Genomic DNA, 20,414 nt, shown 5'->3' on the forward strand with positions numbered 1-20,414 from the left:
CGCGTTATTCTAAGTACGTTCATAGAATATTGTAGCGCACCAGTTCAGCAAGGCCGGCGAAAAGCGGGCGCACGTCGAGAAACGCCACGGCAAGGGAGCGAGTCCTTCGCGAAAGCCGCCTTCTCGGCCAAACGCTCGCTAGCAGTCAAACTCCGCGGCCTGCGCCATGATGTCGAACAGCTCGGCTTCTTCCAGCTTCACCTCGACGTCTGCAAGATCGCACACGGTCAGCACCGTGGCCACTGCCTGGGCCACCAGCATGCCCGACCCGTCGAGCACCGTGCACCCCGCTTCGCGCGCCGCAGCTACGAGCGCGGTTTCGCCATGCCCGTACACGGCGTCGAACACGGTTTGGGAGGGGCGCAGCAACGCGGTATCGAACGGCGCCGTATCGCCCGCCTTCATGCCCAAGGGCGTGGCGTTCACCACCAGATCGGCCGACGCAAGCGCCTTTTCCGACGTAGCGTAGCTACCGAATTTGAACGTGGTGCGCTCGTATGCCGTGCGGAAACTGCGATGATGCGGACGCGCGGGCGGCAGGTCGATCGTTGCCGTGGCCATAAGGCCAAACCGCTCGACGTACGCTTCGAGAGCCCGGCGCGTGCGCTCTTTATCGCGACCGACCAACAGCGCCACGTCCGCACCGGCCAACGAGCTTGCATGCAGGATCGACAGCGCCGTAGGGCCGGTGCCGCACACGGCCACGCGCTTGCCCGCAAAGCTGAAACCCGTGCGCTCCAGATAGGACACGCAGCCCTGACCATCGGTGTTGAAGCCGATCAGAGCGTCGCCTTTCCGCACCAGCACGTTGGCGCCCAGCGCCAGCTTGGCCGTTGCCGCCTGAGCCGTTGCCGCTTGGAAGGCAAGGGGCTTGTACGGCGTGGTGATATTGACGGAAAGGAAGTCGCGCGCATCCAGGAACGCCCGCGCTTCGTCGTCGGTGGCGCAGTCTTTCGGGAAGTACGTCCACGGCAGGCCCAGCCGTTCGTAGACGGCGTTGTACATGACCGGCGATTTCGAATGCGCGATAGGATGTCCCAACAGGTACAAGCTTTGCGGTTTCGTGGCCTCGGTCATGGCTATCCTTCCTTGTTCGCCGACTCTATGTTCGTTGGAACGTGCGCCCCGTTCGCCTTTTCGGCGGGATGCGCGGTCGAGGTCGAAGGCGTGCAGGCGCCCTCCGGCTTGCGATCCCCCATAACCAGACGCTCGAAATTGCGCAGCATAAGCGTGTGCGGCAGGTCCTGCTCCACCAAAGGAGCCAGCAAATACGCTTTCATGCCCATGAAGTGAGCCCCCAGCACGTCGGTGACCAGCTGATCCCCGATCACCACGGTTTGCGCACGCTTGGCTCCCAGCTTCGAAAGCGCGATCATGAACGCGGGCGGCAAGGGCTTGACCGCCTTCGCCACGATGGGCAGCGACAACCGCTGCGCCAGGTGATACACGCCCTCGTGCCAATTGTTCGACACCAGGCAAAACGAGATGCCCGCATCGCGCGCCTGGCCAAGCCACAGCCCCACGTCGCGCGGAACCTCGTGCGTATCGCGCGTGAGTATGGTGTTGTCAACGTCCAAAAAGACGTTGCGGTACCCCAACGCCAGAAGATCGCGATCGATATCGACCTTTGAAAGGCGCGAGAAGTATCTGTCGGGTTTCAAAAACGGCATGGTGGCGAATTCGTTTCAGCGGGCCGCAGCCTACGAGAACGTCTTTATGTGTTCGTCGTAGGTTTTGCTGAAGAAGTAGTTGCCGTCCTTGTCGAAGTAGAAGAAGAAATAGGTGCCCAGCGCCTCCTTATCAGGAGCCGTTACCGCCGTAAGGCAGTCAAGGCCCGGAGAGCAGACGGGCGTAGGCGGCAACCCCTTGTTGGCGTACGTGCTGTACGGCGTTTGGGCATGCACTTCTTCGGCCGTGGGATCGTGGCCCACCTCGTACGCAGTGGTGGCGTCGGACTGAAGGAAGCCGTAGCTGGGGTCTCCCTGCGTGGCCAAGCGGTTGTAGAACACGGCGGCAACCTGGGCGCGCACATGCTCGTCTCCACTGGATTCCTTCTCTACGATAGAGGCCAGCTTGACCGCATCGTAGATGGACAAGCCCTGCGACTGAGGATAGGACCAGTCGAGGTTGGCCGTTTCGGTTTGGAACTGGGTGAGCATCATGCGAACGATAGAGTCGGCCGTAGCGTCATCTCCCAAGCTGTACGTCTTAGGGAACAAGAAGCCTTCCAAGCTGTTCGTTCCGGCATCGGCCAAGAAACTGTAATCGGCAGCGTAAACGCTTGCGTTGGACGCAGCCGCCGTGAAGTCCTCCGCCGAAACGCGGCCTTCGGTTGCCGTCGCAACGGCGTTGGCGATGTCGGCAAGCTTAAAGCCTTCGGGAATGGTCAGGCCGCCGGTCATGACAGGCCCGGTTTCCAGGGCCTTGATGATGCTGTCAAGCGATGCGCCGCCCGCGAACGTGTACGTGCCCGGCTTAAGCTGGGACGCCGCGTTCAACTCGTTCACGCGCTTGGTGAACTCGCTTGCGCTCGACACCAAGCGAGCCTGAACCAGCTGGTCGGCGATAGCGGAAGCGCCTGATCCGTCGGCAACGGTGATGGTAGCTTCTTCGCCTTCGGCCAGCAGCTCGACCTGCGGACCCGAGCAGCTGTTGAACAGGGTGAGCACGCCCCATCCCAAACCGCCGAGCACGATGATAGCGAGGATGATCGCAAAGACGATGGGCGCTTTGCTTTTCTTCGGTCGGATATAGCTGGTATCGTACGTTCTAAATTGACGTTCGCCGCGAGCGTGCGCAGAACGAGCTGCATGGTTCGGTCGCTGCGAATACGTGACTTGCCTTTTCCGTGAGGGCATGGGCTGTCCTTCACCTTTCCCCGTTGCGGCGAGCATCGAGCCACGCCTGCAAGAACAAACTCGCGGCTATCATATCTATTTTGCCGCGCATGTCGCGTTCGCTCAAGCCCTTTTCACGCAAACTCCGTTTGGCTTCCTGGGAGCTAAGACGTTCGTCGGCGAACTCAACGGGAAGATCGCACGCCCTTCCGATGCGAGCGGCCGTCTCGCGGATGCGCGCCGCCTGCGGCCCCTCTGCCCCCGCCATCGTGTAGGGAAGCCCGCACAGCAACAGCTCCGGCTCCCAGTCCTCGAGCACGCGCTTGAACGACTTCGCTCCTCCAAGCACCTCGCTTGCCGGAAGCACGCACACCGGCGACGCAACCCGCTCACCCGGATCGCACACAGCGATTCCGATCCGCGTTTCTCCGATATCCAAGCCCATGATGCGCACAAGCGCTCCTATCCGTCGTTGAAGACCCTTTCGACTACGCGCCTGCGGCGCTCCGTCCATGATAGCGCCCCAAGCCGCAGCTCACGCGCAGGATGAAAAGGGCTTCTCCGGTTCGGGATGCGCCCCCGCCGCCACCGCGACCCTCGCCCCGCCCCGAGCGGCAGGCAAGACGCCTCGGACGCGAGCGGAAGGGACCGAGGCGCCCCTGCACGAGCACGGGCGCCCGTGCAGGGGCGCCCGTGCGAGCCAAGACTGGCTGAGCATCGGGCTCTTCCACCCGCGCCCAGCCAGAAAGCGTCTTACAGCAGCATCTCGCGCGCGGCATCGAGGGCCGCGTCGATGCCGGAAGCGTCCTTGCCGCCGGCCTGAGCCATGGCGGCCTTTCCGCCGCCGCCGCCCTTGATGTTCGAAGAGATAGCCTTGATCACAGCGCCAGCGTCGAATCCGGCAGCCACCGCTTCGGGAGTGCCGGCAGCCAGCAGAATGGGAGTGCCGTCCTTTTCGCCAGCGAGCACCGCAGCGCCCGGCGCAGCCATGCGCGCACGCAGAACATCCCAGCCGTTGCGCATCTGACCTGCGTCGGCTTCGCCCAGACGCCCGATGATAACCGGGTATCCGCCCTTGGCCGCAGCCGCGCTGTCGACCAGCTTCGTGATGCCGTCGTCGGCCACGGTCTGGCGATTGCGCTTGAGCTTGCCCTGCAGCTCCTTGAGCTGCTTCATGTTCGCAGCCGTACGCTCGCCCACGTCGAACAGTGGAACGCGCAGCTCTTCCGCCGTTTCCTTGAGCTCGGCCTCCACGCGGTTCATGTACGCCAAGGCATCGAAGCTGGTTACTGCTTCGATGCGGCGCAGGTTCGCACCCACGCTCGATTCGCTGGTCACCTTGATGAAGCCGATCTCGCTGGTAGCGGACACGTGCGTGCCGCCGCACAGCTCCTGGGAGAAGCCCTCGATATCGAGCACGCGCACGAACTCGCCGTACTTCTCGCCGAACAGCGCCATAACGCCCGCTTCGCGAGCCGAAGCCAGCGACGTCTCGTATGCGCGCACGGCGTGGTTCTCCATGACCTTCTGGTTGGCCAAGCGCTCGACTTCGGCGATCTGCTCGGCCGTCATGGCCTCGAAGTGCGTGAAGTCGAAGCGCAGGCGGTTTTCAGCCACCAGGCTGCCAGCTTGCTTGACGTGATCGCCCAGCACCTCGCGCAGCGCCCAATGTAGGATATGCGTAGCCGTATGGTTGCGACGGATGCGCTCGCGGCGCGGCACGTCGATGGCGGCGCGAACGGTGTCGCCCACCTGAATACGACCCTCCGGCGCGTCTTCCAGCATTTTCACACTATGCGCGATCAGGCCCTTTTCGGGCTCTTTCGTATCGAGGACCGCCGCCAGGGCATCGTTTTTCGCTAGCACGCCCGTATCGCCGATCTGACCGCCCTTCTCGGCGTAGAACGGCGTGACGTCCAACACCACGCGACCTTCCTCGCCTGCGGCGAGCGCATCCACTTGCTGCCCGTCCTTCACGATGGCCAGCACGCGCGCGTCGGCGTCGTTCTTCGTATAGCCCACGAACTCGGTGGGGCCTACGGCCTCCAAGATCTCGGCCATCACGCCGCCGTACGTGGACCATGCCGCCTCGGCGTCTTTCGTGTTGGCTGCACGGGCGCGGTTGCGCTGCTCTTCCATGCACACGCCGAACCCGTCCATGTCAACCTGAATGCCGCGCTCTTCGCACAGCTCGCGCGTAACCTCCACCGGGAAACCGTACGTGTCGTGCAGCGTAAACGCCTGATCGCCCGGCAAAACCGTACCCTCAAGCTCAGCAAGGGCGTCATCGAGGAAGGCACGGCCCTGACGCAGGTTCGCGCCGAAGCGCTCCTCTTCGGAGAGGATGATGCGGCCCATGAGCTGGCGGTTATCCACGATCTCGGGATACACGTGACCCATAAGGTTCACAATCTCGTCAACGTAATCGTTCAAGAAGGGCTTGTCCAGGCCCAGCAGGTGGCCCTTCATGACGGCGCGACGCAGCAAGCGACGCAAAACGTAGCCGCGGCCCTCGTTGGAAGGCAGGATGCCGTCGGCGATCATGAACGCCACGGCACGGCTGTGGTCTGCCATGATGCGCAAAGACAGGTCCGCCGCCGGATCCTCGCCGTACACGGTGCCGGTCAGCTTCTCGCCCACGGCCACCAAGCTGCGAAGCACATCGGTCTCGTAGTTGGACTGGACGCCCTGCATGATGGCGGCCATGCGCTCAAGGCCCATGCCGGTATCGATGTTTTTCTTGGGCAGCGGCTTGAGCGTGCCGTCTTCCTGGCCGTCGTACTGGGTGAACACGCAGTTCCAGTACTCAAGGAAGCGATCGCAATCGCAGCCCGGCGCGCAATCGGGGCTGCCGCAGCCGAACTCCTCGCCCTGGTCGAAGTAGATTTCCGAGCACGGGCCGCACGGGCCGGTAGGCCCAGCGCGCCAGAAGTTGTCCTCTTCGCCCAAGCGCGAGATATGGTCGTCGGGAACCCCGAGCTTTTTCCAGATCTCGATGGTCTCGTCGTCGTCCAAGAACACCGTGAAGTACAGACGATCGGCCGGAAGCCCCAGCACTTCGGTGGAAAACTCGTAAGCCCAGGCGCACATTTCCTCTTTGAAGTACTCGCCGAAGCTGAAGTTGCCCAGCATTTCGAAGAAGCTCTGGTGACGACCCGTGGTGCCGATGATCTCGATGTCGTTGGTGCGCACGCACTTCTGCACGGTCGTGGTGCCGATGTACGGAGCCTCCAGATGCTTCTGCTGCAGGAAGTAAGGCTTGAACTGCACCATGCCGGCACTCGTCAGCAGAAGGGACGGATCGTCCGGGATCAGGGACGACGAGGGCCAGCGCTTGCAGCCCTTTTCCTCGAAAAAGCTCAGGTACTTTTCACGGATCTCCGCGCTGGTCATGTACTTCATAGGGTTGTCTGTCTTTCTATCTTCGCCTGTCTTAAAGCCTGGCGCCGCGTACGGCCGACGCTCAGTGTTTCCTGTGGTGGCGAGCCCGATTGGAGGACTCGGCCTTGCGCTGCTCAACGCGTTCGAACGCCGCCGACACGTCGGGGTGCGGCGAGGTTGCATCGGCAATGGGATCCAGCTTGCCGTCCAATGCGGGCGTTCCTTGGAAGAACACGCCGTCCTGGCTCACCAACGGGCGTCCCGTGCGCTTCTCGAAATAATACACGAAAACGGACTTCGCAACGGCCACGGCGGGAATTGAAGCTAGCATGCCCACGAGCGATCCCATGAATCCGCTCATAGCCCCGCCGATGGCGGAGCCCGCCATCAACGCGATCAAGGTGAGTGCCGGGTGCACGTCCACGGAGTTCGCCATGATCTTGGGAGAAACGAACGTGTAGACGACCTGCTGGATGACGATAGTCGCCACCAGGGCGAACAGCGCGATCCACGGGCTGACGAACACGCCGACGATGGCGGCCAGGGCACCGCCCAGCCACGGACCCACGATGGGGATGATGTTGAGCAGACCGGTGATGCCGCCAAGAGCCGCGTAGTTGGGAACGCCCAGCACGCCGAACACGACGCCGCAGCCCGCGCCAATAATGGCGCACTGCAAAAGCGTGCCCTTGATGTAGCCGCCCATAACGCGGGTAAAGGTGACGTGAAGCATCTCGATGGTTTCCGCGTGCTTCGGACCAGCAAGGCGCATGCTCTCGCGACCGAGCGCCGGCAGCTCCATGAGGATCCAAAACGCAACGACCAGCGAAAAGCCGATGGCCACCAAGCTGTTGACCACGCCCGTGCCCACGGCCACCACGCCGGTTGCGCTGCTTTTCGCGAAGTCGGAGGCCCAGGTGCCCAGCGCATTGAGCGCATCTTCGAGGTAACGCTGGACATCGGCATTCGCAAGGATGTCGGAATACTGCGTGTACACGACGTTGCCCCAGGCGATGATGTCGTTGACGTACGTGGGGATGCTCTCGATAAGGTTGACGAACTGGTCGCCCACGCCGAACACCGGCGAGAACATGAGCAGGCACACCACGGCAAGCACCGCGAACATGAGGACGTAGGCGATCGTGGTCCCCCACATGCGCGGAACGCCCAGCTTCTCCAACTTGTTCACCGGGCCGCGCAGGCAGAACACAATGATGACCGACCAGAGAACGATGCCCACCGGCACGCTCAAGACGTTGAACAGGTACACGGCCACGCCGGTTAGCAGAATAGCACCGACCGCCGTCCATACCATAAGAAAGCTTCGTTTCGCTTTCTCGGTTTTCACGGCGGAATCAGCCGCTTCCAACTCGATCTTGGGTATATCCACAGGGCATGCTCCTTCGCGCGTCTGCCGATCCTAGCGATCCTGAGCGGACGCACCTTGAGAATCCGCAGACTGAGGGGCGCCGTCGTAAGTGAAGTACTTGGAAGCAGCTGCAGCATCCTCGTCGACGGAAGCGGTCACCGCATCGGCCATGGTGGCGGCGGTTTCGGCCGTCTTCTCGGCAACCGCCCTCTTGGCGGCCGCCTTCTCCTCGCGCTGGACGCGCTGCTCAGCCCGCTGTTCGCGCTGCTCGGCCACCGCTTCCTGCGTGGCTTTGGCTGCCGTGACGGCCGCTTCCTTGACCACCTGGGTTGCAGCGGCGGCGGTTTGCGTCACGGACGCGTTCGACGCCTGCTCGAACCGCGCGTCTTGCTCGGCCTTCGCCTGACCGAGCGCAACGGATTCGTCGCTGGCGCGGCGCGGCTTGAAGGCGCTGCGCACGCGGTTGGTAACGGAGTTCACCAGCTCCATAGGGGCGTTCGTCACCGTATCGACAGCCTCGACGGCAGAGGACACGGTGTCGGTGATCTCGTTTACGTCTTCGAGAATCTGATCGACTCGCATAAGCTCAAGGTTTGCGGCATCCACCGTCAGCGACACGCGGTCAACCAGCGGATCGACCTTCGCCGCCACCGGCTCCAAAGACGCGGTTATGCGCTCGACGCTTGCAAGGGTGGGCTCGACCTGCTTGTGCAGGTCCTCGACCGTCTGGCGCGCTTTGCGCACCGTCATAATCAACTCGACGGCCAGCCATACGAGAACCGCCCCGACGATCACGTAGACAACCGGCAACGCCACGTTGATAAGTTCGCTGAATTCCACGAGAAGCCTCCTGTTTCCGAAGCCTACACTATAGCACGATCGGTTTTGATTCTAACGAGACCACTCCGCCTTTCCACCCCTCGTTCACAGGAGTTGGAAATCGGTTACCTTTCGCGCGACGTGGGGTTTTCTCCTGAAGAAAGGCGATCCCGAGCAGCGGCTTCGCTGCGATACGCCTCCCATCCGCGGTCGCTGGAACGATAGAAGCACCCCCGCTCCAAGCCGTCGGGCAGGTAGCGCTGGGCAACCCACCCGCTTGGATAGCTGTGCGGGTACTTGTACACGCCGTACTGCTCCGATCCCGGACGGTGCCGATCGCGCAAATGGTCCGGCACGTTGCGCAGAGGGCCGTTGCGCACTTCGGCCAGCGCGGCGTCGATGCCAGCCTCGGCCGCGTTGCTTTTCGGGGCGAGGGCCAAGTAGATCGCCGCCTGAGCCAGGTTGATGCGGCATTCGGGATAGCCGATCACCTCGGCCGATTTGAACGCCGCCTCGGCAATAAGCAGCGCTTGAGGATCGGCGTTTCCAATGTCTTCGGAAGCAGCGATGAACATGCGGCGCGCAATGAACTTGGGGTCTTCTCCCCCGTCGATCATGCGGGCAAGCCAATACAGGGCGGCATCGGGGTCGCTTCCGCGCATGGATTTGATGAACGCGGAAATAACGTCGTAGTGCATGTCCTTGTTCTTGTCGTAAGGAAGCGCGCGATGCGGCGTGGCGGCACGCACAGCTTCCTCCGAAACGGTGGCCGGAGCCTTCGAGGTTCCCGGCTCCACCATGCCCGCCGCAAGCTCGAGCGTGGTGAGCGCAGTGCGCCCGTCCCCTCCCGCCAGGAGCACGATCGCCTGCAGCGCCTTGGCATCGAGCCGGTAAAGACCTGCCAGGCCCCGTTCGTCCGCAACGGCACGGTTCACCAGACGAACGATCTCCTCGTCGGACAGCCCGTGCAGCTCGACCACCCGGGAACGGCTGATCAGCGCCGAGTTCACCTCGAAAAACGGGTTTTCCGTGGTAGCGCCCACCAACACCACCACACGATCCTCCACCGCGTGCAGCAAGGTGTCTTGCTGGCTGCGGTTGAAACGATGGATCTCGTCGACGAAGAGGATGGTGCGCAGACCGCTCATGGACAAGCGCTTTTCGGCTGCGTCGATCTCGCGCCTGAGGTCCGAAACGGTTCCGCCGATGGCCGACACCTCCACAAACGTTGCCTTTGTGGTTTCCGCGATGACGTGGGCAAGCGACGTTTTGCCCGTTCCCGCAGGTCCGAACAGGATAACCGAGCTCAGGCGATCCTGCTCGATCGCGTTGCGCAGCCAGCTTCCCGGACCGACGGCCTCTTCTTGCCCGACCACTTCTTCGAGTGTGCGCGGACGCATGCGCACCGCCAGAGGCGCCACTTGGGACTTCCGTTCGTTCTCCATTGCTGTAAATAAGGTATCCATGGTTCGTATGGTACCATGCGAACGCTTGTTTGCCTAGAAGCTGCTTTTCGAATCAGGCTCTGCTGTTTTCGAGATCCTTTTCATGAAAATATATGTCAAGACTTTATTTTGCATTCGATGCCCATATACTCAAGTACAGGTCCTGCCCTCGAAGCCATACTTTGCGATGGACCGATGCTAATACACGAGGGAGCTCAAGATAGTGCGTGGAATGGAGATTCGCATCCGTCGATGCGAAAGCCAGGAAGCGAACTGCGAGCACCCACCTTTTGAGGTGGGTTCATCCTTCTGGCCGGGGGTAGGGCTTTCTTCTTGCAAAATCACTGACTCGGCAATCTTCTCGAGCGCGGAACCGCCCGCATCCTCGTGCGCCCCGCACGAGGATCAGTTCGACTTCCCCGCCCCGGCGCCAACCCCTTCAGTGTGCCACCGGCCGCCTTCGACGCTATTCCGCCGGGAACCGAAGCACAAAGGTAGTCCCCTTGCCTTCGGCGCTTTCCACCGTGATCGTTCCCCCGTGGTGGATGACCGCGTGCTTGACGATGGCAAGGCCCAGGCCCGTGCCGCCCGTCTCCTTGGACCGGCTTTTGTCCACGCGGAAGAACCGCTCGAAGATCTTGTCGTGCATCTCCTCGGGAATGCCCGGACCCGTATCCGTCACCCGAACAACCGCCTGTTTCTGGACCAGGGGCTGGCCTTCGCTTGCAGCGTGGCGCTGAGAAGGGCTTTCGATCCGCCCCGTCCGCTCCGAAACGCGGGGAGCCTTCACCATTTCCAGCCCGACCGACATGGTCACGCTTCCGCCCTCATGGTTGTAACGAATACCGTTCTCGATCAGGTTGTAGAGCATTTCCTCTGCGAGCGTCTCGCTTCCGGCAATGCACGCGCGACCGCCCTCAACGCTCACGCTCACGTTCTGGTCGGCGGCAAAGCTGGACAAGCGCCCCGCCACGCGCTGCGCCACGCCGTGCAGGTCGATCACGGACGCGCCTTCTTTGCCGAACGCCGATTCGTCAAGCTTCGACAAGGTCAGCACGTCGTTGATGAGCGAGCGCATGGCCTGAGCCTCGTCGTAGATGAGCGCGGCGAACTTCTGGCGATCAGCCGGCTGCACCATGTCGTTCTTCATGAGCTCGGCGTAGCCGGAGATAACCTGCAAGGGAGTTTTCATCTCGTGGCTCACGTTGCTCGAGAAATCACGGCGCATGTTCTCCGCCTCGGCAAGCTCGCGGTTTTGCTGCTTGAGCTGGCGCTGCTGCTCGTCGATGCGAATAAGCAACGGGTCCATCTCTTCGTAGATCTCGTTTTCGAGCGGGCTGGAGAAATCGAGCGCATCGATAGGCTTCATGATGCGCTTCGTAAGCTCTTTGGACAGCAAGAACACCAAGGCCACGGCGATGACGAGCGCCACCAGAACCGGCATGAGCATGTCGCCCAGAAACGACAACAGCGAATGACGCGTCTCGGACAGGCGCACGAACGTGCCGTCGTCAAGCTTCACGGCCGCGTACACGGTGTCGGTTCCAAGCGTTTCCGAATAACGCATGGTCACGGCCTCGCCCGACTTCGCAGCCTCCTGCACTTCGGGGCGGTCGGCATGGTTGTCCATGTGCGACGTGTCGGCAGCGCTGTCGAAGAGCACCGTTCCGTCCGCGCTGATCAGCGTGTAGCGGGTCAGCCCCGAGAACTGCTCCTCGAGCGCAGGAAGGTTGGCCGACGTAGGCGTGGCGTTCAGATACGTGGCGGCGTTCTGCGCGTTCGCGGCGATTTCCGCCTCGGCGTCGTGCTCGTAGGACAAGTAATAAATGGTGGTCATGACCACGGCCAGCACCAAGATAATGCCCAACGTGAACGCAAGGACGCTCGAGAAGATTTTCCCTGAAAGGCTCTTCACCGTAAAATGCGTGGGACTCATAGCTTAAGAAGGCTGCTTGATGCAATAGCCAACGCCACGCACCGTTTTAATGCAGGAATCGGCGCCTTCGCGAACCGCCGAGAGCTTCTGGCGCAGCGTTTGGATATGAACGTCCACCGTGCGCGTCTCGCCCACGTACGTCATGCCCCACACGTCCTCGAGCAGCTGCCGACGCGACAGCACGTGCCCCGCGTTCTTCATGAGCGTATGCAGCAGGTCGAACTCCTTGAGCGTGAGCGTGACCGGCTGACCGTCCACCGACACCGTATGGGCCGAAACGCACAGCTCGATCGGGCCGCATGCCATGTCGTCATCGGGAATGACCGCCGGCGCGGAGGCGCGACGCATAAGCGCGTTCACGCGCGACACCAGTTCCATCATGCCGAAAGGCTTCGCCAGGTAATCGTCGGCGCCGGCATCGAGCCCACACACGGTATCGAACTCCGTTCCCTTGGCGGTAAGCATCATGACGGGCAGATGCTTCGTGCTGGCGTCCTCGCGCAGCATGTGCAGGATTTCCAACCCGTCGATCTCGGGCAGCATGATGTCCAAAAGAACCAGCTCCGGCACGCGCTCGCGGCAGGCTGCGAAGAACTCGCCGGCCGCAGCGAACCCCTCGGCCTCGAATCCCGCCTGCTTGAGCGCGTACACCGTAAGGTCGCGGATGTTGGTATCGTCTTCTACGTAGTAAATCATTGATGGCTCCCGGGTGGCAGCTTCGGTCGTTTCGGCCCATTGTAAAGCAGCGTGCTTGCCAACGGGGCAACGAGCGAGTCAAATTTGCGTAAAGTGGTGCAGGGGTCATGCCCTCGGCAGTTCGCCGAACCCCAAGGTCGCCCCACGGCGTCCGCGCAGCCGAGCAGGATGAGACCCGCGAACGGGCAGGGGGCTCTTCTGGCGGCGGAAACCTCCGAACTTGGTACAGAATCGCGGGTCTGCGCTCTTGAATAAGCGCCTTCAGCAACCGCCGAATCCGTCGAGCTTCGATGACCTGGCCTGTTGATGCAAGCGCTCAAAACAACCGCAAGTAATGGGCTGCTCAAGGAGCGCACGCCCGTGATTCTGCACCAAGTTTTGCGGCATCCGCTGTCGAAACGGCCGAACAGCCCGAGGGTCCCGGCGCAAAAAGCTCGCGCGCGTCCACGGCAGAGCCGACGCCGGGACCCATGCAGGAGCGAGACGGTTTTTGCGATCGAAAGCGGGGAGCCGCACGCGGGTCACCTCCGCACGAGGCAGCCCCGCAAGGGCGGCCCCTCCGCCCGAGGGCCCCTCCGCACGGGGCGCCCCGCCCTCGCGCGGGCGTCTCGTCCCCACGCGAAAGGCGGCCGGAACGCCCAATCGCTGGCCGCCTCGCGCGCCGCTCGGCCTAGCCGAACCGCCCAGCGACGTAGTCGGCAGTGCGAGGATCGTTCGGGTTGGTGAAGATGTCGTCGGTGTCGCCAGCCTCCACCATCTCGCCCAGCAGGAAAAACGCCGTTTTGTCGGACACGCGCAGCGCTTGCAGCATATTGTGCGTGACCATGATGACGGTGTACTTGCTTTTGAGCTCGCCTACCAAGTCCTCGATCTTGGCCGTGGAGATGGGGTCGAGCGCGCTGGTGGACTCGTCCATGAGCAGCACCTCGGGACGAACGGCGAGCGCACGGGCGATGCACAGGCGCTGCTGCTGTCCCCCGGACAAGCCCAGCGCGTTCTTCTTCAGGCGATCTTTGAGCTCGTCCCAGATAGCGGCGTCGCGCAGGCTCTGCTCGACGATCTCGTCCAGGTCGGCGCGGTTTTTGACACCGTGCGTGCGCGGCCCGAACGCCACGTTGTCGTACACGCTCATAGGAAAGGGATTGGGCTGCTGGAACACCATGCCCACGCGGCGACGCAGGTTGTTCACGTCGATGGAACGGTACGCGTCCTCGCCGTCGAGGGCGATCTCGCCTTCAACGCGACAGCCCTCCACCAGATCGTTCATGCGATTGAGCGACTTGAGCAGCGTGGACTTGCCGCAGCCGGACGGCCCGATAAGAGCCGTCACCTGGTTCTTGGGAAAATCCAGGTTGATGCTTTTCAGCGCATGGAAGTCCTTGTAGTACAGGTCAAGGTCGCGCACGCTCATTTTGGCGGGAGCGTTGGACGGCGCCTTGGCCTTCGCGCGACGGTCCGCAGCCTGACCTTGAGCGGTGGGCATGTAGGTGGGGTTGACGATCACCTGATCGGCGGTCTTTTCGAGCGTGGCATTAATCATCTTTGCCTCCCTTGTTCATCTTCTTCGCGGCGAAGGTGGCCATCAAGTTGAGCAGCACCACCATGATCAGCAAGACCACCGCCGTAGCGTACGTTTCGTTCACGTGCAGGCCCTCGCTGGCAAGCACGTACATGTGCACGGCCAGCGTGCGCGTTGAATCGAACACGGCCATGGCGCCCGCATCCAGGAAATTGGGGATCTGAGCAATGGAGCCCGCCGTGAAGATAAGAGCCGCCACCTCGCCGACGCAGCGGCCGAGCGCCAAAATAACGCCGCCCAGAATACCCGGAACGGCCGTGGGCAGCACGCAGCGAAACACCGTGCGCAGGCGACCGGCCCCCAAGCCGAAACCGCCTTCGCGATAGGCGTCGGGAACGGCCAGCAGCGCCTCTTCGGTGGTGCGCATGACCACGGGAAGCACCATGATGGCCAGCGTGCACGCGCCCGCCATAAGGGACAGCCCCCATTGCAGGGCCGTCACGAAGAACAGCATGCCGAACAAGCCGTAGATAATGGAGGGAATGCCTTGCAACGTTTCGGTGGTCGTGCGCACGATCTGCACGAACCTGCTGCCGCGCTTCGCGTATTCCACCAAATAGATTGCCGACCCCACGCCGACAGGCACCGCCATGACCAGCGAAAGACCAGCCATGACCAGGGTGTTCACCAGCGCCGGCATAAGCGAGACGTTATCGGACGTGTACTCCCATGCGAACAGGCTCGGCGTGAGGTACGGTACGCCGTTCACCAGAATATAGCCCACCAGGAACAAGAGCACCGCGGCTGTGACCAACGCGCCCAAGTACACCACCCAACGCAGAAGGGCGGATACGATGCGGCGGGTTTTGCCATGGCGGGTTTCCGCGGCTGCGAACAAGGCGTCGATGCGGTCGTTTGGATTGGACGGCGCAACGGGGCTCGCATCGCCGGATTCGTAGGCAATAGTCAATTTCGGTGCCATTACCTCATCTCACCCCGCTTCTTGATGACGTTGAACAACATGGTGATGAGCAAGACGAACACGAACAGCACCACGCCGGTGGCAACAAGCGCACCGCGGTGCAGATCGGCGGCGTAGCCCATCTCCAGCACGATATTCGCCGTCATGGTGCGCACGCCGCTGAATATGCTCTCGGGAATGAGCGTTTGGTTGCCGGCGACCATGATGACGGCCATGGTCTCGCCGATGGCGCGGCCCACACCCAGCACCACCGCGGCCATGATGCCGGACACGGCGGCGGGCACGATAACGCGAAACACCGTACGTTCATGGTCCGCGCCCAGAGCAAGCGCCCCTTCGTAGTACTTCTTGGGAACGGCGTCGAGCGCGCTTTGCGCGACGGTGATGATAGTGGGCAGGATCATGATGCCCAGAAGCACGGCAGCCGCCAGCAAGGACAAACCGTTGCCCGGAGCGTCGGCCGGGGCGTTAGCGCGAATGAACGGCACGATGATCACCAGGCCGAAGAAGCCGTACACGACCGACGGAATGCCCGCCAAAAGCTCCACGCCCGGCTTGAGCACCGCCGCGATCTTGCCGCTGGCGAAGCGGGACAGGAAGATGGCGCACAGAAGCCCCGTAGGGACGCCCACCACCATAGCGCCCGCCGTTACGTATACGCTGCCCACGATCATGGGGAAGATGCCGTAGATATCGTTGGCCGGACGCCACGTTGTACCGAAGAGAAATTCCGGAAGGCCGATCTGCGCGATAGCCGGTACGCCGTTCGCAAAAAGGAAGACGCAGATAAGGGCCACCGCGAGGATCGAGATCCCCGCGGCAGCTACGAACAGCGCCTTCGCAATGCCTTCTTTGATGTGTACGCGAGACATGCGAGTCCTACTCGATTACGTCGCTCGCCCTTAGGCCAGCGCGTCTTCCCACGTGGTCAGCTGGCCGGTGTAGATGCCCTTCACCTGATCGGAAGTAAGGCCGTCCACCGTAGAGCCGTTGTTCACGATGATGGCGATGCCGTCCTGCGCGATGACCGTCGCCTTGACGCCGGTCTCGGAGTCCTTCAGCTCACGGGAGACCATGCCGATGTCGCAGGTGCCTTCCGTAGCCATGTTGACGCCGGTGGTGGAATCGGACTGGTTCACCTCGATGGTCACGCCGGAGTTGAGCGCCTTGTAAGCCTCGGCCAGCTTCTCCATGACCGGAGTCACCGAAGAAGAGCCCGCGATGACGATCTTGCCGGACTTGCCGGAAGCCTTGTAGGCGGAAGCGCTGTCGGCAACCGAGATAAAGCCGTTCTCTTCGACGACCTTCTGGCCGTCAGCGCTCATGATGTAAGCCACGAAATCCTGAGCCACGTCGGACAGGCCGTCCTTCGTCACGATGTTGAAGGGACGGGCAACCTTGTACTCGCCGCTCTTCACGTTTTCGGCCGTGGGCTGGGCGCCATCGATGTCAAGGGCCTTCACCGTGTCGTTCAGGGAACCCAGAGAAATGTACCCGATGCCGTTCTTGTCGCCGGACACGGAAGTCATCATGACGGACGTGGAGTTCGTGATGGCCGCCGAAGGCGTGGTCATGTCAACCTTCTTGCCGCTCGAGTCCTTCTCCTCGATGCCAAGCAGCTCGACGAACGCGCCGCGCGTGCCAGAGCCGTCCTCGCGCGAGTACACGGAAACCGCGCCCGACGGAGACGACGAGCTTTCGCCGTCAGCCGCACCGCCGTCGCCCGACGCGCAGCCGAACAACCCGAACAGACCCAGCGCCAGCGCCGCCGCGCTCACCGCCATAACCAAACGCTTCTTCATGCTCTTCCTTCCTTCGATGCGCCCCTCGAGCGCATTGCTCGTTGCAGTAGTACGGGCCTTCCGGCCCGTTGCAAAGAACATGATGAAGTTGAAGCATCAAAGGAATGTCGGATGCGGGTTAAAACTCTGTAAAGTTTATCGTTTGCCCAGTTCAGAATTACAATTACTTAATTACGCACCAAAGCCGACATCCAGGTGAACCGGCGCGCCCGCCCGCCTGCCAGAAGGCCGACGAGCACGGCGCGCGCCTGGATACGCCAGAACGCCGCGCGCCAAAGCAAGCTAACGACACACGATGTGCAAGATTCTCGGCTGCGTCTCAATCAGGCGAAGCATGCAATCGACCACGGAGGGATCGAACTGGGTGCCCGCGCCGTCGCGCAGCTGCTGCACCGCGTCTTCGAACGAAAGATGCGCCCGGTACTGGCGATCCGAGGTCATGGCATCGAACGCATCCGCCACCGCGATAATGCGCGCGTTCAGCTCGATGTCCTGACCGGCGATGCCGTCAGGATAGCCCCGTCCGTCGTAACGCTCGTGATGGTGCCTGATCACGGGCACAATGCTCTCGAACATCGACACGGCCGACAAGATCATGGCTCCCTTCATGGGATGACGTTTGATCTCTTCGTACTCGGCATCGTCGAGCGTGTCGGTTTTGAGCAGGATGTCGTCGGCGGTCCCGATCTTGCCGATGTCGTGGAACAGGCCGGCCACCCGCAGCTCTTCGAGCGCATCGGCGTCGAACCCGTACGCTCGACCGATCTCCACCGCCAAGGCTGCCACGCGATCGGAGTGGCCGCGCGTGTACTCGTCTTTCGCGTCGACCGCCAGGCGCAGCACCTCGACCGTATCCATGTACCGCTGCTTGAGCTGCGCGTACGTGTCATGCAGTTCTTCGTTTTTGATATTGACGAGCGAATGCAGAAACGCGTTGCTGATAGACGATGCAGCTTGATGGGCGTAAATCTCCAAAAGCTTGATGCCGTACTCGCTCGACACGTTGCGCGCGTAAATCACCCCGAGCGAGCGCTTCTGCTCGTCGCACAGCGGCAGCACCACGCCCTCGGGAGCATGCACGAGCGCGCAATCCGTGCGCGCGCGGCCGACGGCCTCCATGAGATCGTGATCCAAAAGGCTGGTGAACGAATCCACCGAACCGCGGTACGCGCCGATGCCGCAGAAGATGCTCTTGCGCTCTTGAGAGCCCGCGCCCGCCGCAGGATCGAACGACTCGGGCAGCTCGTCTATGAGAATGAACGCGTCCTCGCCGTTGACCAGGGGCAGGATCTGACGAAGAATCTCCTCGAGTATGTTGCCGATGGGCTGAAGCTGGTAGATTTTGGGGACGGCGCCCAAAATGCTGTTGAGCCCTTCCTGGAACTGCTTTATGGTGCGCATCTGGCTGATGGACTTGACGCCGGATTCCACCAACAGCTGCAGCTGGTCGGTGCGGTCGCTTTTCTCGCAATACGCCTGAATAGCCAAAGACTTGAGCGTGCTCACCGGCGGCGCAAGCTCTTTATGCCCGGTCAGAAGAAGTATGTACAGCTCGTAATCGGTCTTGCGAATGCGCTCGACCACCTCGTCGCCGTGAATGGGCTGCATAAAATAGTCGAGGATGAGCAGGTCGTAGTGCTCGCGCTCAAGCTCCTCGAGCGCTTCAAGCGGATTGGTGAACCCCTTGCACCAGTATCCGCTGCGATTCACCATGGCAACAACGGTGTCGATGATCCCCTCTTCGTCATCGACGACCATAATACGGTATTCCTCGGAAACCTCCCGACTACGCCGCTTGCGCATACAATGCTACCCTCGCTTTCCTGCCAAAGGAATCTGAATGAAGAACGTGGTGCCCGCGCCCGGCTGTGTTTCGAACCACATGCTGCCGCGGAACATGCCTTTTACCGTACTGTAGGACATGTACAGGCCAAGCCCGGTCCCATGCTTGCCCCTTGTTGTCGTCATCTCTTTGAACAGGAGCTTTTGAACGTCGGGCGCAATGCCCGCCCCTTGATCGGAAACGGAGAACCGCACGCCGTCCTCGACCGGCTCCACGTTCAGCTTAATCGTGCCACCATCCCCATTATACGCATGGATGGCATTGTCGATGACGTTATCTAGAATCTGGACAAGACTGTTCACGTCGCCGAACACCACCTGCTCACGATTGACGTTCACCTCGGTTTCCAGCGTGCATCCGCCCTTCACGAGCGAATGCTGCATGAGTATCTGCGTTCGCTTCAGCACCTCGCCAACGGTGAACGGATGCGAGGAGTCCTCGCTGAATTGGGCTGCCTGCCCCTTGACGGTGGATATGATGTCGGACATGTACGAAAGCTGGATCTTCATCTTCGCAAGCCACTCGTCCATATCGCGAGCGATCTCGCGATGGTCGTCGTCGGTAACCTCTTGGTCCCCTACCGAGTCGCGATACTCCGACACCAGCCATTGCACCTGGTCGATTCCTCCCGAAATAGCCAAAATGGGGCTTTTGAGATTGTGCGCGATCCCGCCGATCATCTGCCCGAGCGAAGCCAAGCGCTCCCGCTCAAGCAGGATGTCTTGATTGTCGCGCAGCGCCTGCAGGTCAAGCACGTGCTGCGTGACGTTTTTGAACAACAGCACGAGCGCCGGATACGACAAGCTCTCCGACAAAGGCGTGTACTCAACCGTGTAGAACAAAGGACCTTCGCCCGTTTCGACGGCAAGGTCGGCCGTTTGCAAACGGCCGGACTCGAAGGCAACCGCAGTGTTCCAACGAACGGAGACAACCTGGTCGGCGGACAATCCCATGCCGATCAGCAAATCGTCGAGCTTCGCTTTTTTCTGGGCGCTCGATCGATCGTAGAACTGGCGCGTGAACGATTCGTTGCAATCGAGCATGCGGAGTTCGCGATCGATGACCACGAAACAGTCCGAAATGCGATTGATGACGGTTTGCGTGGCAATGGGAACGGTTTTAAGGAAGCCGAATCGAAACAGCGACACAATGTAGAGCAGCACGGTGATGGTGAACGCAACCGGCGTAGTGTACACGTAGAAGCCGGGGACGTGCAGCGTGTAACAGATGTTCGTGACCGTGGGAATAAGCGCAGCCGCAACGTTGAGCAGCGCCTGAAGCGAAAGCACGCCCGAGGTTTTGATGGCGGTATAGCACAGCAGCCCCATGCCGGTGAACAGGCACGCGTACGAATACAGGGCGTAGAACACGAAGTACGGTCCCTGCACGTACCCCACGCCCGGCGTGTACGAAAGGTAGAAAAGATGGTGGAAGTCGTTCGTGAATATCACAACCATCGTGATAACGGGAAACACGAACAGCAGCCCGTAAGCCCTCGAAAAGCCTTTGAAGCTTTTCTGGTACGCCAAACCCAGCAGCAGCATGGTGACCGGCACAAATGCGGCCCCAAAGTAGGCGAAGTTGTCAACGAACACGGAAAGCCCTGGATCGGCGGCAACGTACTTGCCGCCGAGCACCGCCGTATTCCATACGATCAGCTCGATGATGATGGTGATGAACAGGTAGTGAAGCGTTTTCTTCTCTTTGGCGAACGCCACGTAGCACAGCATGGCGACCAGCGCGATGAGAACCACCGTCAACACGATTGCGGAAGCAGCGTCCACG

Annotated in this window: 16 protein-coding genes; all 16 read right to left on the reverse strand. The window is 61.5% G+C overall.

Annotated features, from left to right (window positions below; all coding sequences use genetic code 11):
• Positions 1 to 138: 138 nt before the first annotated feature.
• The 16 genes from ACTQZK_RS03525 to ACTQZK_RS03600 all read right to left on the reverse strand — a co-directional run bounded on the left by ACTQZK_RS03525 (position 139) and on the right by ACTQZK_RS03600 (position 20,413).
• Positions 139 to 1,077 carry a shikimate dehydrogenase family protein gene (locus tag ACTQZK_RS03525; protein WP_225748668.1) on the reverse strand — a complete coding sequence of 313 codons (939 nt, stop codon included), beginning with the start codon at positions 1,075 to 1,077 and terminating at the stop codon, positions 139 to 141.
• A 2-nt stretch (positions 1,078 to 1,079) separates the two neighbouring features.
• Positions 1,080 to 1,670 carry a YqeG family HAD IIIA-type phosphatase gene (locus tag ACTQZK_RS03530; RefSeq protein WP_114566596.1) on the reverse strand — a complete coding sequence of 197 codons (591 nt, stop codon included), beginning with the start codon at positions 1,668 to 1,670 and terminating at the stop codon, positions 1,080 to 1,082.
• A 30-nt stretch (positions 1,671 to 1,700) separates the two neighbouring features.
• Positions 1,701 to 2,858, reverse strand: a complete 1,158-nt coding sequence (mltG, locus tag ACTQZK_RS03535) for an endolytic transglycosylase MltG (protein WP_441898502.1) — start codon at positions 2,856 to 2,858, stop codon at positions 1,701 to 1,703.
• A 10-nt stretch (positions 2,859 to 2,868) separates the two neighbouring features.
• Positions 2,869 to 3,291: a Holliday junction resolvase RuvX gene (gene ruvX, locus ACTQZK_RS03540; protein ID WP_114566541.1), complete on the reverse strand. Its 423-nt coding sequence runs from the start codon at positions 3,289 to 3,291 to the stop codon at positions 2,869 to 2,871.
• A 299-nt stretch (positions 3,292 to 3,590) separates the two neighbouring features.
• Complete coding sequence (alaS, locus tag ACTQZK_RS03545; RefSeq protein ID WP_216529052.1) at positions 3,591 to 6,239, reverse strand: alanine--tRNA ligase; 2,649 nt, start codon at positions 6,237 to 6,239, stop codon at positions 3,591 to 3,593.
• Positions 6,240 to 6,300: 61 nt separating this feature from the next.
• The gene (locus ACTQZK_RS03550) at positions 6,301 to 7,608 is read right to left on the reverse strand and encodes an AI-2E family transporter (RefSeq protein ID WP_231088243.1); all 1,308 of its coding nucleotides are present in this window, start codon (positions 7,606 to 7,608) and stop codon (positions 6,301 to 6,303) included.
• A 30-nt stretch (positions 7,609 to 7,638) separates the two neighbouring features.
• Positions 7,639 to 8,427, reverse strand: a complete 789-nt coding sequence (locus tag ACTQZK_RS03555; protein WP_114566539.1) for a DUF948 domain-containing protein — start codon at positions 8,425 to 8,427, stop codon at positions 7,639 to 7,641.
• A 104-nt stretch (positions 8,428 to 8,531) separates the two neighbouring features.
• The gene (locus tag ACTQZK_RS03560; protein WP_114566538.1) at positions 8,532 to 9,872 is read right to left on the reverse strand and encodes a replication-associated recombination protein A; all 1,341 of its coding nucleotides are present in this window, start codon (positions 9,870 to 9,872) and stop codon (positions 8,532 to 8,534) included.
• A 445-nt stretch (positions 9,873 to 10,317) separates the two neighbouring features.
• Entirely contained in the window at positions 10,318 to 11,787 is a 1,470-nt protein-coding gene (locus ACTQZK_RS03565) for a sensor histidine kinase (protein WP_114566537.1), read from the reverse strand.
• A 3-nt stretch (positions 11,788 to 11,790) separates the two neighbouring features.
• Positions 11,791 to 12,483, reverse strand: a complete 693-nt coding sequence (locus ACTQZK_RS03570) for a winged helix-turn-helix domain-containing protein (protein WP_114566536.1) — start codon at positions 12,481 to 12,483, stop codon at positions 11,791 to 11,793.
• 670 nt (positions 12,484 to 13,153) lie between these two features.
• Positions 13,154 to 14,023, reverse strand: a complete 870-nt coding sequence (gene pstB, locus ACTQZK_RS03575) for a phosphate ABC transporter ATP-binding protein PstB (protein ID WP_114566535.1) — start codon at positions 14,021 to 14,023, stop codon at positions 13,154 to 13,156.
• Complete coding sequence (pstA, locus tag ACTQZK_RS03580; RefSeq protein ID WP_216529049.1) at positions 14,016 to 14,984, reverse strand: phosphate ABC transporter permease PstA; 969 nt, start codon at positions 14,982 to 14,984, stop codon at positions 14,016 to 14,018. The genes pstB and pstA overlap by 8 nt, the downstream gene beginning before the upstream one ends.
• Positions 14,984 to 15,856 carry a phosphate ABC transporter permease subunit PstC gene (gene pstC, locus ACTQZK_RS03585; RefSeq protein WP_114566533.1) on the reverse strand — a complete coding sequence of 291 codons (873 nt, stop codon included), beginning with the start codon at positions 15,854 to 15,856 and terminating at the stop codon, positions 14,984 to 14,986. Before pstC ends, pstA begins: the two co-directional genes overlap by 1 nt.
• A gap of 30 nt (positions 15,857 to 15,886) precedes the next feature.
• Positions 15,887 to 16,786, reverse strand: a complete 900-nt coding sequence (locus ACTQZK_RS03590; RefSeq protein WP_114566532.1) for a substrate-binding domain-containing protein — start codon at positions 16,784 to 16,786, stop codon at positions 15,887 to 15,889.
• A gap of 282 nt (positions 16,787 to 17,068) precedes the next feature.
• Positions 17,069 to 18,544, reverse strand: coding sequence for an HD domain-containing response regulator (locus ACTQZK_RS03595; RefSeq protein ID WP_216529048.1), 1,476 nt, complete (start codon positions 18,542 to 18,544; stop codon positions 17,069 to 17,071).
• Positions 18,545 to 18,595: 51 nt separating this feature from the next.
• Positions 18,596 to 20,413: a histidine kinase N-terminal 7TM domain-containing protein gene (locus ACTQZK_RS03600; protein WP_216529047.1), complete on the reverse strand. Its 1,818-nt coding sequence runs from the start codon at positions 20,411 to 20,413 to the stop codon at positions 18,596 to 18,598.
• Between the last annotated feature and the right edge of the window lies 1 nt (position 20,414).

The sequence above is a fragment of the Paraeggerthella sp. LCP19S3_G8 genome (genome assembly GCF_052119225.1).
Lineage (GTDB): Bacteria > Actinomycetota > Coriobacteriia > Coriobacteriales > Eggerthellaceae > Paraeggerthella > Paraeggerthella hominis.

Coding starts and splice junctions, on each gene's coding strand:
- ACTQZK_RS03525 (WP_225748668.1), bottom strand. CDS start 1,077: ATGACCGAGGCCACGAAACCGCAAAGCTTGTACCTGTTGGGACATCCT.
- ACTQZK_RS03530 (WP_114566596.1), bottom strand. CDS start 1,670: ATGCCGTTTTTGAAACCCGACAGATACTTCTCGCGCCTTTCAAAGGTC.
- mltG (WP_441898502.1), bottom strand. CDS start 2,858: ATGCCCTCACGGAAAAGGCAAGTCACGTATTCGCAGCGACCGAACCAT.
- alaS (WP_216529052.1), bottom strand. CDS start 6,239: ATGAAGTACATGACCAGCGCGGAGATCCGTGAAAAGTACCTGAGCTTT.
- ACTQZK_RS03560 (WP_114566538.1), bottom strand. CDS start 9,872: ATGGATACCTTATTTACAGCAATGGAGAACGAACGGAAGTCCCAAGTG.
- ACTQZK_RS03565 (WP_114566537.1), bottom strand. CDS start 11,787: ATGAGTCCCACGCATTTTACGGTGAAGAGCCTTTCAGGGAAAATCTTC.
- ACTQZK_RS03570 (WP_114566536.1), bottom strand. CDS start 12,483: ATGATTTACTACGTAGAAGACGATACCAACATCCGCGACCTTACGGTG.
- pstB (WP_114566535.1), bottom strand. CDS start 14,023: ATGATTAATGCCACGCTCGAAAAGACCGCCGATCAGGTGATCGTCAAC.
- pstA (WP_216529049.1), bottom strand. CDS start 14,984: ATGGCACCGAAATTGACTATTGCCTACGAATCCGGCGATGCGAGCCCC.
- pstC (WP_114566533.1), bottom strand. CDS start 15,856: ATGTCTCGCGTACACATCAAAGAAGGCATTGCGAAGGCGCTGTTCGTA.
- ACTQZK_RS03590 (WP_114566532.1), bottom strand. CDS start 16,786: ATGAAGAAGCGTTTGGTTATGGCGGTGAGCGCGGCGGCGCTGGCGCTG.
- ACTQZK_RS03595 (WP_216529048.1), bottom strand. CDS start 18,544: ATGGTCGTCGATGACGAAGAGGGGATCATCGACACCGTTGTTGCCATG.